The sequence below is a fragment of the Shewanella sp. K8 genome (assembly GCF_028823715.1).
Classification (GTDB): Bacteria; Pseudomonadota; Gammaproteobacteria; order Enterobacterales; family Shewanellaceae; genus Shewanella; species Shewanella algae.
This window is the reverse complement of record NZ_JAPEHY010000054.1, coordinates 1-15,727: the sequence shown is the minus strand read 5'-3', so window position 1 is coordinate 15,727 and position 15,727 is coordinate 1. Positions and strand designations below refer to the sequence as shown.

At 50.6% G+C, this 15,727-nt stretch carries 12 protein-coding genes; all 12 read left to right on the top strand.

Features of this window, described 5'->3' with window-relative positions:
• Window positions 1–314: 314 nt before the first annotated feature.
• Entirely contained in the window at window positions 315–695 is a 381-nt protein-coding gene (gene secE, locus ON072_RS20170; RefSeq protein ID WP_261753291.1) for a preprotein translocase subunit SecE, read from the top strand.
• Window positions 696–703: 8 nt separating this feature from the next.
• The gene (gene nusG / locus ON072_RS20165) at window positions 704–1,255 is read left to right on the top strand and encodes a transcription termination/antitermination protein NusG (RefSeq protein WP_025012047.1); all 552 of its coding nucleotides are present in this window, start codon (window positions 704–706) and stop codon (window positions 1,253–1,255) included.
• Between the two features lie 123 nt (window positions 1,256–1,378).
• Complete coding sequence (gene rplK, locus ON072_RS20160; protein WP_025012046.1) at window positions 1,379–1,807, top strand: 50S ribosomal protein L11; 429 nt, start codon at window positions 1,379–1,381, stop codon at window positions 1,805–1,807.
• A gap of 4 nt (window positions 1,808–1,811) precedes the next feature.
• Entirely contained in the window at window positions 1,812–2,513 is a 702-nt protein-coding gene (rplA, locus tag ON072_RS20155) for a 50S ribosomal protein L1 (RefSeq protein WP_025012045.1), read from the top strand.
• A gap of 262 nt (window positions 2,514–2,775) precedes the next feature.
• On the top strand, window positions 2,776–3,276 hold the full coding sequence (gene rplJ / locus ON072_RS20150; RefSeq protein ID WP_025012044.1) for a 50S ribosomal protein L10: 501 nt from the start codon (window positions 2,776–2,778) through the stop codon (window positions 3,274–3,276).
• A gap of 54 nt (window positions 3,277–3,330) precedes the next feature.
• Entirely contained in the window at window positions 3,331–3,699 is a 369-nt protein-coding gene (rplL, locus tag ON072_RS20145; protein ID WP_025890054.1) for a 50S ribosomal protein L7/L12, read from the top strand.
• A 233-nt stretch (window positions 3,700–3,932) separates the two neighbouring features.
• On the top strand, window positions 3,933–7,964 hold the full coding sequence (gene rpoB, locus ON072_RS20140; RefSeq protein ID WP_025012043.1) for a DNA-directed RNA polymerase subunit beta: 4,032 nt from the start codon (window positions 3,933–3,935) through the stop codon (window positions 7,962–7,964).
• Between the two features lie 84 nt (window positions 7,965–8,048).
• Entirely contained in the window at window positions 8,049–12,260 is a 4,212-nt protein-coding gene (rpoC, locus tag ON072_RS20135) for a DNA-directed RNA polymerase subunit beta' (RefSeq protein ID WP_044733357.1), read from the top strand.
• 178 nt (window positions 12,261–12,438) lie between these two features.
• Window positions 12,439–12,813, top strand: coding sequence for a 30S ribosomal protein S12 (gene rpsL / locus ON072_RS20130; protein ID WP_025012042.1), 375 nt, complete (start codon window positions 12,439–12,441; stop codon window positions 12,811–12,813).
• 76 nt (window positions 12,814–12,889) lie between these two features.
• Window positions 12,890–13,360 carry a 30S ribosomal protein S7 gene (rpsG, locus tag ON072_RS20125; RefSeq protein ID WP_025012041.1) on the top strand — a complete coding sequence of 157 codons (471 nt, stop codon included), beginning with the start codon at window positions 12,890–12,892 and terminating at the stop codon, window positions 13,358–13,360.
• A 72-nt stretch (window positions 13,361–13,432) separates the two neighbouring features.
• A complete protein-coding gene (fusA, locus tag ON072_RS20120; RefSeq protein WP_025890055.1) occupies window positions 13,433–15,529 on the top strand; it encodes an elongation factor G in 2,097 nt (698 codons plus the stop codon).
• Window positions 15,530–15,609: 80 nt separating this feature from the next.
• A partial coding sequence (locus ON072_RS20115; protein WP_274626161.1) for a GTP-binding protein occupies window positions 15,610–15,727 on the top strand: 118 nt, incomplete at its 3' end.

Below are 15,727 nucleotides of genomic sequence, written 5' to 3'. Positions count from 1 at the left end.
GAAGGTGGCCGTACAGTTGGTGCTGGTGTTGTAGCCAAGATCATCGCTTAATTGCGAGACAGGTTACTTTGAAAAAGGAAGCTTCGGCTTCCTTTTTTGCTTGCTGGCGTAAAGTGTCAGGCTTTCTCTTGGTTTCGCCCTGTGTATCCTTGATAACAAAGCTGATTAAGAATACAATCTATGGCCGATTTTTGTGCCCTGAGCCGGAGAATTCTCGTCAGGGGCGAGTTCGAAAGCGGGCTGGCGCTGATTTAAGCCTTAAACTTACTCAGCTGTCCCTTGGCTCAGGTCGTAATGAGTAACGGAATTAACCGATGACAACAAATACTGAAAACCAGGGCAACTCTCTGGATATCGTAAAGTGGGTAATAGCTATACTACTGGTGGTAGTGGCTATCGTTGGCAACCAGATGTACAACAACAGTGAAATCATCACTCTGCCAATCCGCGCTGCGGGTGTGGTTGTTGTATTTGCTATTGCTGGTTTTATTGCTCTGCAAACTGTTAAGGGTAAGCAAGCATTGGCCTTTGCCCGTGAGTCCCAAATTGAAGTACGCAAAGTCGTATGGCCGACTCGTCAAGAGGCGTTGAATACCACCTTTATCGTACTGGCTGCGACAGGTATCCTGGCCTTGGTTCTCTGGGGACTGGATGCGGTATTGCTGCGCATTGTCAACTTTATTACTGGCGTATAGGCACTAGAATGACTGAAGCTAAAGAAGCTAAGAAAAGATGGTATGTGGTTCAGGCTTTTTCCGGTTATGAAGGCCGTGTATGTAAGTCTCTGCTTGAACACATCAAAATGCACGGTATGGAAGAGTTCTTCGGCGAAGTCCTGGTTCCGACCGAAGAAGTTGTGGAAATGCGTGCCGGCCAACGCCGCAAGAGCGAGCGCAAGTTCTTCCCCGGCTATGTGCTGGTACAGATGGAAATGAACGATCAAAGCTGGCACTTGGTGAAAAGCATCCCACGTGTGATGGGCTTTATCGGCGGCACTTCAGATCGTCCTGCTCCTATTTCCGATAAAGAAGCCGAGGCTATCCTGCGTCGTCTGCAGGAGACTACAGATTCTCCGACTCATCGCGTTATGTTCGAACCCGGCGAAGTGGTTCGAGTTACCGATGGTCCGTTTGCCGACTTCAATGGTACTGTTGAAGAAGTGGATTATGACAAGAACCGCGTCAAGGTGTCTGTGATGATCTTCGGTCGTTCAACTCCGGTTGAGTTGGACTTTAATCAGGTCGAGAAATCCTGATTAAATAAAATACAAAATCCGTTTGGCAACGGGTGCGGATTTCTATATAATCCGCACCCGTTGTTTTCGGGGAGCTCAAGGCATGTCGCCTGAGCGTTTGAACCCAAACTGAGGAAATGTCAGATGGCAAAGAAAATTGAAGCTTACATCAAGCTGCAAGTAGCAGCCGGTGCTGCAAACCCGTCTCCACCAGTTGGTCCAGCTCTGGGTCAAAAAGGTGTGAACATCATGGAATTCTGTAAAGCATTCAACGCTCGTACTGAAAAGTTCGAAAAAGGTATGCCAATTCCAGTAGTGATCACTGTTTACAACGATCGCTCATTCACTTTCGAAACCAAGACTCCACCTGCAGCCTTCTTGCTGAAGAAAGCCGCTGGTCTGAAGTCAGGTTCTGCTCGTCCTAACACTCAGAAAGTGGGTACTATCAAGCGTAGCCAGGTTCAGGAAATTGCTGAAACCAAGGCAACCGATATGACTGGTGCTGACATTGAAGCGATGACTCGCTCAATCGAAGGTACTGCGCGTTCCATGGGTTTGGTAGTAGAGGACTAATATAATGGCAAAGCTGACTAAGCGCATGCGCACCATCCGCGAGAAAGTGGACGTAACCAAAGCATACGACATCAACGAAGCTGTAGCTCTGCTGAAAGAACTGGCTACTGCCAAGTTCGTTGAGAGCGTAGACGTTGCCGTTAACCTGGGTGTTGATCCTCGTAAATCTGACCAAAACGTTCGTGGTGCCACTGTGCTGCCACATGGTACTGGTCGTGAAGTACGTGTTGCTGTATTCACTCAAGGTGCCAATGCCGAAGCTGCGAAAGAAGCTGGTGCTGAACTGGTAGGTATGGAAGATCTGGCTGAGCAGGTGAAAGCCGGCGAAATGAACTTCGACGTAGTTATCGCATCTCCTGATGCAATGCGCGTTGTTGGTATGCTGGGTCAAATCCTGGGCCCACGCGGCCTGATGCCTAACCCTAAAACCGGTACTGTAACTCCTAACGTTGCCGAAGCTGTTAAGAACGCCAAGGCTGGTCAGGTTCGTTACCGTAACGACAAGAACGGTATCATCCACACTACTATCGGTAAAGTGGACTTCGAAACCGCTCAACTGAAAGAAAACCTGGAAGCACTGCTGACTGCACTGAAGAAGGCCAAGCCTGCTGCAGCCAAAGGCCAGTACGTGAAGAAGGTAAGCATCTCCACCACTATGGGTGCAGGTGTAGCTGTTGACCAGAACACTCTGGACACTGCTAACTAATTTTACAAAATGCGCGCGTTAGCCTATAATGCGCGCACTTTTGTGGGTTGGAACCTATGACGAGTGTTTACACTCAGATGGGTTTCCGTCCAAGACCGCAGGTGTTGACCGTCTGGGATACTTAATTTCCTGCGTAGACGGTGTCAGGCCCCAGATAGATTTATTTCTGCTGGATTATCTGCACCGTAAGTAACTGAGTACGTTTGTATTCAGTATGGTAAACACTGGGGGATTCCCCAGGTAGAATCCAGGAGTAAAGCCAATGGCATTAAGACTCGAAGACAAAAAAGCGATTGTTGCTGAAGTCAACGAAGCTGCCAAAGGTGCGCTTTCTGCAGTTGTCGCCGATTCACGCGGTGTAACTGTAGGTGCTATGACAGTTCTGCGTAAGACTGCTCGCGCAAACGGTGTGTATGTACGTGTAGTACGTAACACTCTGGCTCGCCGCGCAGTTGAAGGCACTGCTTTTGAGTGTCTGACAGAGGTGTTCTCTGGCCCAACTTTGATTGCTTTCTCTAACGAGCACCCAGGTGCTGCAGCTCGTCTGTTAAAAGACTTTGCTAAAGAGCAAGCCGCTTTCGAAGTTAAAGGTGCAGCTTATGAAGGGGAATTCATCCCTGCAGCTGACATTGATCGTTTGGCAAAACTGCCAACTTACGAAGAAGCACTGGCACAGCTGATGATGACTATGAAAGAAGCATCTGCTGGCAAGTTCGTTCGTACTCTGGCCGCTCTGCGCGATCAAAAACAAGAAGCCGCTTAATTTCAAGCTGGCTGCTTAACAGAATTGAATTCAGAACAATAGGAAACATTTGTTATGTCTATCACTAAAGACCAAATCCTTGAAGCCTTTGCAGCTATGTCTGTAATGGAAGTTGTTGAACTGATCGAAGCTATGGAAGAGAAGTTCGGCGTATCTGCTGCTGCTGCAGTAGTTGCTGGCGGCGCTGGTGAAGCTGCTGCTGCTGAAGAGAAAACCGAGTTCGACGTAGTTATGACTTCTCACGGTGACAACAAAGTTGCTGTGATCAAGGCTGTACGTGGTGCCACAGGTCTGGGTCTGAAAGAAGCCAAAGCTATGGCTGAATCTGCTCCAGTAGCTGTTAAAGAAGCTGTCTCTAAAGAAGAAGCTGAAGCTCTGAAGAAAGAACTCGAAGAAGCTGGTGCTCAAGTAGAGATCAAGTAAGTCATACTGACTTACAATCACCCAAGCCAATTGGGTGGAGGCTGGCGGTTTTTTGACCGTCGGCCTTTTTTGCGCTGTAAGCGTTGGCGATTTTTTTCACCGTTTGTCGCCAGATTTTGCAGTCCCTAGCAGTGATTATTGGTTAGGTTCTTGCCATCAACGGTGATGGGCAAACGTGCTGGATTAACTGTGTTGATTCAGTCTTGGTCACATCTCGCAAGCAGAGGAAACCCATGGTTTACTCCTATTCTGAAAAGAAGCGTATTCGCAAAGACTTCGGTAAGCGTCCACAGGTGTTGGACATCCCTTACCTGTTGTCGATTCAGTTAGACTCTTTTAAGAAGTTCACCGATCAAGATCCTACCGGTGAGCGTGGCCTTGAGGCCGCTTTCCGTAGCGTTTTTCCCATCAAGAGCTTTTCTGGTAATTCAGAACTGCAGTACGTCAGCTATAAGCTGGGCGAGCCTGTTTTTGATGTGAAAGAGTGTCAAATCCGCGGTGTGACATACTCCGCTCCACTGCGCGTTAAGCTGCGCATGGTGCTGTATGATCGTGAAGCTGCCGCCGGCACTGTAAAAGATATTAAAGAACAAGAAGTCTACATGGGGGATATCCCTCTGATGACTGAAAACGGTACCTTTGTTATCAATGGTACTGAGCGTGTTATCGTATCTCAGTTGCACCGTAGCCCAGGTGTGTTCTTCGACCACGACCGTGGTAAGACACACTCTTCAGGTAAAGTGCTGTATAACGCTCGTATTATTCCTTACCGCGGTTCATGGCTCGACTTCGAGTTCGACCCTAAAGATGCGTTGTTTGTACGTATCGACCGTCGCCGTAAGCTGCCTGCCAGCATCATTCTGCGTGCCCTGGAATATTCTACTCAGGATATCCTCGACATCTTCTTTGAGCGTGTCGACTTCAAGATCAAGAAAGATTCTCTGGTCATGACACTGGTTCCTGAGCGTCTGCGTGGCGAAACTGCCAGCTATGACATCAAGGATTCAGAAGGCACTGTGCTGGTAGAGAAGGGCCGTCGTATCACTGCCCGTCATATCCGCCAACTGGAAAAAACCAACACTACTGAACTGGAAGTTCCGGTTGAGTACATAGTTGGTAAAGTGGCGGCTCAGGACTATATCGATCCTGACACAGGTGAAGTACTGGTTACCGCCAACAACGAGATCAGCCTGGAAGACCTGGCCAATCTGTCACTGGCTGGTATCAAAGAGGTCAGCACCCTGTACATCAACGAGCTGGATCACGGTGCTTACATCTCTGACACTCTGCGTATTGACTCAACCACCAACCGTTTGGAAGCGCTGGTTGAAATCTATCGCATGATGCGTCCTGGCGAGCCACCAACCAAGGATGCCGCCGAAGCTCTGTTCCAGAACCTGTTCTTCAGCGAAGAGCGCTATGACCTGTCTAAAGTGGGCCGGATGAAGTTCAACCGTCGTCTCGAAATCGACGAGAACGAAGGTACCGGTGTACTGACCAAAGAAGACATAGTTGCCGTAATGAAGAAGATCATCGAAATCCGTAACGGTTTTGATGAAGTCGATGATATCGACCACCTGGGTAACCGTCGTATCCGTAGCGTTGGCGAAATGGCCGAGAACCAGTTCCGTGTCGGTCTGGTACGTGTTGAGCGCGCTGTACGTGAACGTCTGTCTCTGGGCGATCTGAACGAGCTGATGCCTCAGGATCTGATCAACGCCAAGCCAATCTCTGCTGCAGTGAAAGAGTTCTTCGGTTCTTCTCAGCTGTCGCAGTTTATGGATCAGAACAACCCACTGTCAGAAGTGACTCACAAGCGCCGTATTTCGGCTCTTGGTCCTGGCGGTCTGACCCGTGAGCGTGCCGGCTTCGAAGTTCGAGACGTGCACCCAACTCACTATGGTCGTCTGTGTCCAATTGAGACCCCTGAAGGTCCAAACATTGGTCTGATCAACTCACTGTCTACCTTTGCCCGTACCAACTCATACGGCTTCCTGGAAACACCTTATCGTAAGGTGATCGACAGTGTGGTTACCGATGAAGTGGAATATCTGTCAGCCATCGAAGAAGGCCGCTATGTGATTGCACAGGCCAACATCGAGCTCGACAACGAAGGTCGCATTGTGGAAGAGCAGGTTGCCTGTCGCCACAAGGGTGAATCTACCTTTATGCGCGCTTCCGATATCCAGTATATGGACGTATCTCCACAGCAGATCATCTCTGTGGCGGCATCTTTGATCCCATTCCTTGAGCACGACGACGCTAACCGTGCATTGATGGGTGCAAACATGCAACGTCAGGCAGTACCAACACTCAAGTCAGAGAAGCCTCTGGTGGGTACAGGTATTGAACGTACACTGGCTGTTGACTCAGGCGTGGTTGTGGCTGCCAAGCGTGGCGGTGTGATCGACTATGTTGATGCCAGCCGCATCGTGGTTAAGGTTAACGAAGATGAGCTGCGCCCAGGCGAAGCCGGTATCGATATCTACAACCTGACCAAGTACACCCGTTCCAACCAGAACACCTGCATCAACCAGCGTCCATGCTGTAGCGTAGGTGAGCCTGTGGTGCGTGGTGACGTGCTGGCCGATGGTCCGTCAACCGACTTGGGCGACCTGGCTCTGGGTCAGAACATGCGCGTGGCCTTCATGCCATGGAACGGTTACAACTTTGAGGATTCCATCCTCATCTCCGAGCGCGTAGCGCAGGAAGACCGTTTCACGACTATCCACATTCAGGAACTGTCCTGTATTGCCCGTGACACCAAGCTGGGTAGCGAAGAGATCACTGCTGACATCCCTAACGTAGGTGAGTCTGCACTGAGCAAGCTGGATGAATCCGGTATCGTTTACATCGGCGCCGAAGTTAAAGGCGGTGACATTCTGGTTGGTAAGGTAACGCCTAAGGGTGAAACTCAGCTTACTCCGGAAGAGAAACTGCTGCGGGCTATTTTCGGTGAGAAAGCGTCTGACGTTAAAGACAGCTCTCTGCGTGTACCTAACTCAGTGAAAGGTACAGTTATCGACGTGCAAGTCTTCACCCGTGACGGTGTTGAAAAAGACAAGCGCGCCATCGAAATCGAAGAGATGCACATTGCTCAAGCCCGTAAGGACTTGACTGAAGAGTTCAAGATCCTCGAAGAGGGTGTACTGAGCCGTGCCCGTAACCTGCTGCTGAGCGCCGGTTTCAGTGAAGCCAAACTGGCTGAATTGCCACGCAAAGACGTATTGGTTCAGGTTATCGACGATGAAGCCAAGCAAACCGAACTGGAACAGCTGGCTGAACAGCACGAAGAGCTGAAAGCCGACTTTGACAAGAAGTTCGAAGTTAAGCGTCGCAAGATCACCCAAGGTGATGATCTGGCTCCAGGCGTACTGAAGATCGTTAAGGTTTACCTGGCGGTTAAGCGTACCATCCAGCCTGGTGACAAGATGGCCGGTCGTCACGGTAACAAGGGTGTGATCTCCAAGATCTGTCCTATCGAAGATATGCCATACGACGAGCAGGGTAACCCTGTCGACATCGTACTGAACCCTCTGGGTGTACCTTCGCGGATGAACATAGGTCAGGTACTGGAAGTTCACTTGGGGGCTGCGGCTAAAGGTATTGGTAATCGCATCAATGCCATGCTGGAAGAACAGCGTGAGCTGGCCGAACTGCGTGGCTACATCAAACAGGTCTATGAACTGGGCGATGAAGTGAAGCAGCGCGTGGATATCGATTCATTTACCGATGATGAAGTTCTGCGTCTGGCCAAACACCTGAAGGATGGTCTGCCAACGGCAACCCCAGCCTTCGACGGTGCCAAAGAGAAAGAGATCAAGCAGATGCTTGAACTCGCAGGTCTGCCGACTTCTGGTCAGCTGAATCTGTTTGATGGTCGTACCGGTAACCAGTTCGAGCGTCCTGTGACCGTAGGTTACATGTACATGCTTAAACTGAACCACTTGGTTGATGACAAGATGCACGCCCGTTCTACCGGTTCGTACAGCTTGGTTACTCAGCAACCTCTGGGCGGTAAAGCTCAGTTCGGTGGTCAGCGTTTCGGTGAGATGGAAGTGTGGGCCCTGGAGGCATACGGTGCTGCGTATACTCTGCAGGAAATGCTCACAGTGAAATCGGATGACGTTAACGGTCGTACTCAGATGTACAAGAACATCGTTGACGGTAACCATCAGATGCAGCCAGGAATGCCAGAGTCCTTCAACGTATTGCTGAAGGAGATCCGTTCTCTCGGTATCAACATCGAGTTGGATCAAGAGTAAGACGCGGTTTAAAGCCTGCGTTTGGCAACGAATTGGTGCTCCGCGAGAGCGGGGCACCGGGTTTAACTCCTTCAGGAGAGAAACGTGAAAGACTTATTAAAGTTTCTGAAACAGCAAAGCAAGACTGAAGAATTTGAAGGCATCAAGATCGGCCTGGCGTCGCCTGATCTGATCCGTTCTTGGTCATTTGGTGAAGTTAAGAAGCCTGAAACCATCAACTACCGTACATTCAAGCCTGAGCGTGAAGGCCTGTTCTGTGCCCGTATCTTTGGCCCTGTCAAAGATTACGAGTGTCTGTGCGGTAAGTACAAGCGTCTCAAGCACCGCGGTGTGATCTGTGAGAAGTGTGGCGTTGAAGTGACCCAGACCAAAGTACGTCGTGAGCGTATGGGCCACATCGAACTGGCCAGCCCAGTTGCCCACATCTGGTTCCTCAAGTCACTGCCATCCCGTATCGGTCTGATGCTGGACATGACTCTGCGTGATATTGAGCGGGTACTCTACTTCGAATCTTACGTGGTTATCGAGCCAGGCATGACCAGCCTGGAGCGCGGTCAAATGCTGACCGAAGAAACCTACCTGGATGCGCTGGAAGAGTATGGTGACGAGTTTGAAGCCAAGATGGGTGCCGAAGCGGTTCTGGAACTGCTGCGCGCTATCGATCTGGAGAAAGAAGTTGAGCAGATGCGCGAAGAGCTGCCATCTATCAACTCTGAGACCCGTCGCAAGAAAGTCACCAAGCGTTTGAAGCTGGTTGAGGCCTTCTACCATTCAGGTAACAAGCCAGAGTGGATGATCCTCAAGGTGCTGCCGGTTCTGCCACCTGATCTGCGTCCTCTGGTTCCACTGGACGGCGGCCGTTTTGCGACTTCAGATCTGAACGATCTGTATCGCCGCGTGATCAACCGTAACAACCGTTTGAAGCGTCTGCTGGATCTGGCTGCTCCGGATATCATAGTTCGCAACGAAAAGCGTATGCTGCAGGAATCTGTTGATGCCCTGCTGGATAACGGTCGTCGCGGTCGTGCCATTACCGGTTCCAACAAGCGTCCTCTGAAGTCCTTGGCCGACATGATCAAGGGTAAGCAAGGTCGTTTCCGTCAGAACCTGCTGGGTAAGCGTGTTGACTACTCAGGCCGTTCGGTAATTACCGTGGGCCCAACTCTGCGTCTGCACCAGTGTGGTCTGCCGAAGAAAATGGCGCTGGAACTGTTCAAACCATTCATCTACGGCAAGCTGGAAGGTCGTGGCCTGGCCACTACCATCAAAGCCGCCAAGAAGATGGTTGAGCGTGAAGTTGCCGAGGTTTGGGACGTACTGGATGAAGTGATCCGCGAACACCCTGTGATGCTGAACCGTGCACCAACACTGCACCGTTTGGGTATCCAGGCGTTCGAACCTGTACTGATCGAAGGTAAAGCGATTCAACTGCACCCACTGGTGTGTGCGGCCTATAACGCCGACTTCGACGGTGACCAAATGGCGGTACACGTGCCTCTGACGCTGGAAGCCCAGCTGGAAGCCCGTGCGTTGATGATGTCAACCAACAACATTCTGTCGCCTGCCAACGGTGAGCCGGTTATCACTCCTTCTCAGGACGTGGTACTGGGTCTGTACTACATGAGCCGTGAACGCGTAAATGGCCGCGGTGAAGGTATGGCCTTTGAGTCTGTTGCCGAAGCCGAGAAAGCCTATCGCACTGGTGCCGCCGAGCTGCACGCCCGGGTTAAAGTTCGTATCACCGAAACTCATATCGATGAGAACGGTGAGCGCACCCAGCAGCGCCGCATTGTCGACACCACAGTAGGTCGTGCTCTGTTGTCACTGATCCTGCCAGCCGGTATGTCTTTTGATCTGGTTAACCAGAACATGGGCAAGAAGCAGATCTCCCGGTTGTTGAACACCTGCTACCGTCAGCTGGGTCTGAAAGATACTGTTATCTTTGCTGACCAACTGATGTACACAGGTTTCCAATACGCCACTATCTCTGGTGCCTCTGTCGGTATCAACGATATGGAAATCCCGGAAGCCAAGTACAAGCTGGTTGCCGACGCAGAAGCCGAAGTTCTGGAAATCCAGGAACAGTTCCAGTCTGGTCTGGTTACTGCCGGTGAGCGTTACAACAAGGTTATCGACATCTGGGCCAGCGCCAACGAGAAAGTCTCCAAGGCGATGATGGAAAACCTGTCTTCCGAAGTGGTTATCAACCGCGACGGTGAAGAAGAGAAACAGGCTTCCTTCAACAGCATCTACATGATGGCCGACTCAGGCGCTCGTGGTAGTGCCGCTCAGATCCGTCAGTTGGCGGGTATGCGTGGCCTGATGGCCAAGCCAGACGGCTCTATCATCGAAACGCCCATCGTGGCGAACTTCCGTGAAGGTCTGAACGTACTGCAGTACTTTATTTCTACTCACGGTGCTCGTAAGGGTCTGGCGGATACCGCACTTAAGACTGCGAACTCAGGTTATCTGACTCGTCGTCTGGTGGATGTTGCTCAGGATCTGGTTGTTATCGAAGATGACTGTGGTACTCACGAAGGTCTGATCATGAAGCCGCTGATTGAAGGTGGTGACGTGGTTGAACCGCTGCGTGAGCGGGTACTGGGTCGTGTTGTTGCCGAGGATGTTTACTATCCTGGTTCCGACGAAGTCCTGGCGCCACGTAACACTCTGCTGGATGAAGCATGGTGTGACAAGCTGGAAGAGTACAGTGTTGACGAAGTTAAAGTTCGCTCTGTGATCTCCTGTGATACCGACTTCGGTGTTTGTGCCAAGTGTTACGGTCGTGACCTGGCCCGAGGCCACCTGATTAACCAAGGTGAAGCAATCGGGGTTGTCGCTGCTCAGTCAATCGGTGAGCCTGGTACACAGCTGACGATGCGTACCTTCCACATCGGTGGTGCGGCATCCAGGGCTTCTGCAGAAAACAACGTTCAGGTGAAGAACGCCGGTAACCTGAAGCTGCATAACGCCAAGTTCGTTAAGAACAGCGATGGCAAGCTGGTTATCGTATCGCGCTCGTCCGAGCTGGCGATTATCGATGAACTGGGCCGTGAGAAAGAGCGCTACAAAGTGCCTTACGGTACTGTGCTGGAAACGCTGGAAGGCGCCGAAGTTACAGCTGGCCAGACTATCGCTAACTGGGATCCACATACTCACCCAATCATCACTGAGGTGGCGGGTTATGTGAAGTTTGAGCAGATGATTGACGGTGTCACCATCTCGCGTCAAACCGACGAGCTGACCGGTCTGTCTTCTATCGTGGTATTGGATGTGGCCCAGCGCCCAAGCGCCGGCAAAGAAATGCGTCCAATGATCCGTTTGGTTGACGAAAACGGTAATGATCTGACCATTCCTGGTACCGACGTACCTGCGCAGTACTTCCTGCCCAGCAATGCGATCGTAAACCTGGAAGATAATGCTCAGATCAGCGTCGGTGATGCACTGGCTCGTATTCCTCAGGAATCGTCCAAGACTCGTGATATTACCGGTGGTCTGCCAAGGGTTGCTGACCTGTTCGAAGCCCGTAAGCCAAAAGAGCCTGCGATTCTGGCTGAGATCAGCGGTACCATCTCCTTCGGTAAAGAGACCAAAGGTAAGCGTCGTCTGGTCATTACCCCTGCTGAAGGCGGTAACCCATACGAAGAGATGATCCCTAAGTGGCGTAACCTGAACGTGTTCGAAGGTGAAAAAGTCGAACGTGGTGAAGTGATCGCCGATGGTCCAGAGTCTGCTCACGATATTCTGCGTCTGCGCGGTATCCACAACGTAGCCAACTACATTGTGAATGAAGTACAGGACGTATATCGTCTGCAGGGTGTGAAGATTAACGACAAGCACATCGAGGTGATCATTCGCCAGATGCTGCGTAAGTGTCTGATCACTGAAGCCGGTGATTCTGAGTTCCTCGAAGGGGAGCAGGTTGAGGTGTCCCGCGTCAAGATCGCTAACCGCGAACTGGAAGAGCAGGGCAAGATTCCGGCCAAGTTCGAACGCGAACTGCTGGGTATCACCAAAGCCTCTCTGGCGACCGAGTCCTTCATCTCTGCGGCCTCGTTCCAGGAAACCACTCGCGTACTGACCGAAGCGGCAGTAGGCGGTAAGAGTGATAACCTGCGCGGTCTGAAAGAGAACGTGATCGTAGGTCGTCTGATCCCGGCTGGTACCGGTTATGCTTACCACAACAACCGTAACCAGGCCCGCGGTGAAGTAGCGACTGAAGCACCTAGCATCAGCGCCAGCGAAGCCGAACAGAACCTGGCCGATCTGTTGAACCTGGCTGGTAGTCAGGAATAAGTAGCATAGATGTTATAAAAGGCGCCGAAAGGCGCCTTTTTCATTGGAATACGCTGCAAAAGTTGGCTATTTCTTGACAGCCAAGCCTTACCTTTCTAAAATTCCGCGTCCCACTATTGTGGGATTAGATTTTTCACACCTTATTGTTGAGTTGAAATCAACTGATTCGGAGCTATACATGGCAACTGTAAACCAGTTGGTACGTAAGCCTCGCGCACCTAAAGTCGAAAAGACTAACGTGCCTGCGTTGAACGCGTGCCCACAAAAGCGTGGTGTTTGTACTCGTGTGTACACCACTACTCCAAAAAAACCTAACTCTGCACTACGTAAAGTAGCTCGTGTGCGTCTGACCAACGGTTTCGAAGTAACTTCGTACATCGGCGGTGAAGGCCACAACCTGCAGGAACACAGTGTAATCCTGATCCGTGGTGGTCGTGTTAAAGACTTACCTGGTGTGCGTTATCACACTGTTCGTGGCGCCCTGGACTGTGCTGGTGTGACTTCACGTCGCCAAGCTCGTTCTAAGTACGGTGCTAAGCGTCCTAAGTCTTAATGGTTTTCCGTTAAGTAAGGCCAAGCTAAATATAAATTCCAGTTTTGGAAATACCTGAAGCATACGGAGAATAGTTATGCCAAGACGTCGCGTAGTAGGACAACGTAAGATCCTACCTGATCCAAAGTTTCAAAGTGAGTTGCTGGCTAAGTTCATCAACGTCATTATGCAGGACGGCAAAAAGTCGACTGCTGAAAAAATTATCTACAAAGCACTGGATGTTGTCGCCGATAAGAAAGGCGAAGAGCATCTGGTTATCCTTGAAGCAGCCCTGGAAAACGTTCGCCCAGCGGTAGAGGTTAAGTCTCGCCGTGTTGGTGGTTCTACTTACCAGGTTCCATGTGAAGTTCGCCCAGTTCGTCGTAACGCACTGGCGATGCGCTGGTTGGTTGAAGCTGCTCGTAAGCGTGGTGAAAAATCTATGGCTCTGCGCCTGGCAGGTGAACTGCTGGACGCTTCCGAAAACAAAGGTACTGCCGTTAAGAAGCGCGAAGACGTGCATCGTATGGCAGAAGCCAACAAAGCGTTTGCTCATTACCGTTGGTAATATCGGGCGCGGGCTTGCCCGCGCTTTCTCTGACATTGCTAAGATTTTTATCTTAGTCAAGAGGGTATAATCGTGGCTCGTACAACTCCAATTGAGCGTTATCGCAACATAGGTATTTGTGCTCACGTTGACGCAGGTAAAACCACTACCACAGAGCGAGTCCTGTTCTATACAGGGGTAAACCACAAGATGGGTGAAACCCATGACGGTGCGTCTACCACTGACTGGATGGTTCAGGAGCAGGAGCGGGGTATTACTATTACCTCTGCGGCTGTTACCACGTTCTGGCGCGGTATGGATGCCCAGTTTACTGAGCATCGTATCAATATCATCGATACCCCAGGTCACGTCGATTTTACTATTGAGGTAGAGCGTTCTCTGCGCGTACTTGACGGTGCCGTAGTGGTCTTTTGTGGTTCTTCTGGTGTGGAACCTCAATCTGAGACCGTATGGCGTCAAGCCGACAAGTATCATGTCCCTCGTCTGGTGTTCGTCAATAAGATGGACCGTGCCGGTGCCGACTTTGATCGCGTAGTAGGACAGATCCGTAACCGTCTCGGTGCAACTTGTGTGCCTATTCAATTGAATATTGGTACAGAAGAAAACTTTAGCGGGGTTATCGATCTCATCAAGATGAAAGCCATCAACTGGAATGAAGAAGACCAGGGCCTGACTTTCACTCACGAAGAGATCCCAGAGCATTTGCTTGCCAAGGCAACCGAAATGCGCGAATACCTGGTAGAGAGTGCCGCAGAGGCTTCTGATGAGCTGATGGACAAATACCTTGAAGAAGGTGAGCTCACAGAAGAAGAGATCAAAAAAGCGCTTCGTCAACGTACTATCAACAACGAAATTGTGCTGGCTACCTGTGGTAGTGCCTTTAAAAATAAAGGCGTACAGGCAGTTCTCGATGCCGTTGTTGAATACCTTCCTGCTCCTGTTGATGTTCCTGCGATTAAGGGCATCGATGACAGAGAACAGGAAGTTGAGCGTGTTTCTGATGACAATGCACCTTTCTCTGCGTTGGCATTCAAAATCGCAACAGACCCATTTGTGGGTACTTTGACCTTTATCCGGGTTTACTCAGGTGTCCTGGAGTCGGGTTCAGCCGTTTACAACTCTGTAAAAGAGAAGCGTGAGCGTATCGGTCGTATCGTGCAGATGCACGCCAACGACCGTAAAGAACTGAAAGAAGTGCGCGCAGGTGATATAGCTGCTGCTATCGGCCTGAAAGATGTGACAACCGGTGACACCCTGTGTGACCCAGACCATAAGGTAATTCTGGAGCGGATGGAATTCCCCGAGCCGGTTATTACCATTGCTGTGGAACCTCGTTCCAAAGCTGACCAGGAAAAGATGGGCATTGCGCTGCAGAAGCTGGCAATGGAAGATCCTTCTTTCCGGGTTGAGACTGATGAGGAGTCGGGTCAGACTCTGATTTCAGGTATGGGTGAGCTACACTTGGACATTATCATCGACCGTATGCGCCGTGAGTTCAGCGTTGAATGTAACGTTGGTAAACCTCAGGTGGCTTATCGTGAAACTATCCGCAGTGCCGTGGAAGTGGAAGGTAAGTTTGTGCGTCAGTCTGGTGGTCGTGGTCAATTCGGTCATGTCTGGCTGAAACTGGAGCCTCGTGAAGAGGGTGCCGGTTATGAGTTTGTCAACGAAATCGTTGGTGGTGTAGTTCCTAGAGAATACATTCCTGCGGTTGACAAAGGGATCCAAGAACAGATGAAGAACGGTGTTCTCGCCGGCTTCCCTGTATTGGACGTGAAGGTCACTCTGTTCGATGGTTCATATCATGATGTGGACTCGAACGAAATGGCGTTCAAAGTTGCAGGTTCTATGGGCTTCAAGAAGGGGGCGCTGCAAGCTAACCCTGTGTTGCTCGAGCCTTGCATGAAGGTTGAAGTGACAACCCCAGAAGACTACATGGGTGACGTAGTAGGTGATCTGAACCGTCGTCGTGGTCTTATCGAAGGTATGGATGACGGCGTCGCCGGTATCAAGATCATTCGAGCTGTGGTACCTTTGGCTGAAATGTTTGGTTATGCAACAGATTTGCGCTCAGCGACTCAGGGTCGGGCTTCATACTCCATGGAGTTTTTGAAGTACTCTGAAGCGCCGCAAAACGTTGCTAAAGCAGTTATCGAAGCTCGTACCTGATTTAGGTAACGGCATTAACTGTTATTTTGATTGATGGTGTCCGGCAGCGCCGGACTCTTCTGAAAAGAAAGGAATATATCGTGTCTAAAGCTAAATTTGAACGTTCCAAGCCCCACGTTAACGTGGGCACCATTGGTCACGTTGACCATGGTAAAACCACTCTGACTGCTGCTATCTCAACTGTACTGTCTAAGACTT

Excerpts from the sequence above, each read along its gene's own strand:
- secE (WP_261753291.1), top strand. The coding sequence starts at position 315 with ATGACAACAAATACTGAAAACCAGGGCAACTCTCTGGATATCGTAAAG.
- rplJ (WP_025012044.1), top strand. The coding sequence starts at position 2,776 with ATGGCATTAAGACTCGAAGACAAAAAAGCGATTGTTGCTGAAGTCAAC.
- nusG (WP_025012047.1), top strand. The coding sequence starts at position 704 with ATGACTGAAGCTAAAGAAGCTAAGAAAAGATGGTATGTGGTTCAGGCT.
- rpsG (WP_025012041.1), top strand. The coding sequence starts at position 12,890 with ATGCCAAGACGTCGCGTAGTAGGACAACGTAAGATCCTACCTGATCCA.
- rplL (WP_025890054.1), top strand. The coding sequence starts at position 3,331 with ATGTCTATCACTAAAGACCAAATCCTTGAAGCCTTTGCAGCTATGTCT.
- rplK (WP_025012046.1), top strand. The coding sequence starts at position 1,379 with ATGGCAAAGAAAATTGAAGCTTACATCAAGCTGCAAGTAGCAGCCGGT.
- rpsL (WP_025012042.1), top strand. The coding sequence starts at position 12,439 with ATGGCAACTGTAAACCAGTTGGTACGTAAGCCTCGCGCACCTAAAGTC.
- rpoB (WP_025012043.1), top strand. The coding sequence starts at position 3,933 with ATGGTTTACTCCTATTCTGAAAAGAAGCGTATTCGCAAAGACTTCGGT.
- rplA (WP_025012045.1), top strand. The coding sequence starts at position 1,812 with ATGGCAAAGCTGACTAAGCGCATGCGCACCATCCGCGAGAAAGTGGAC.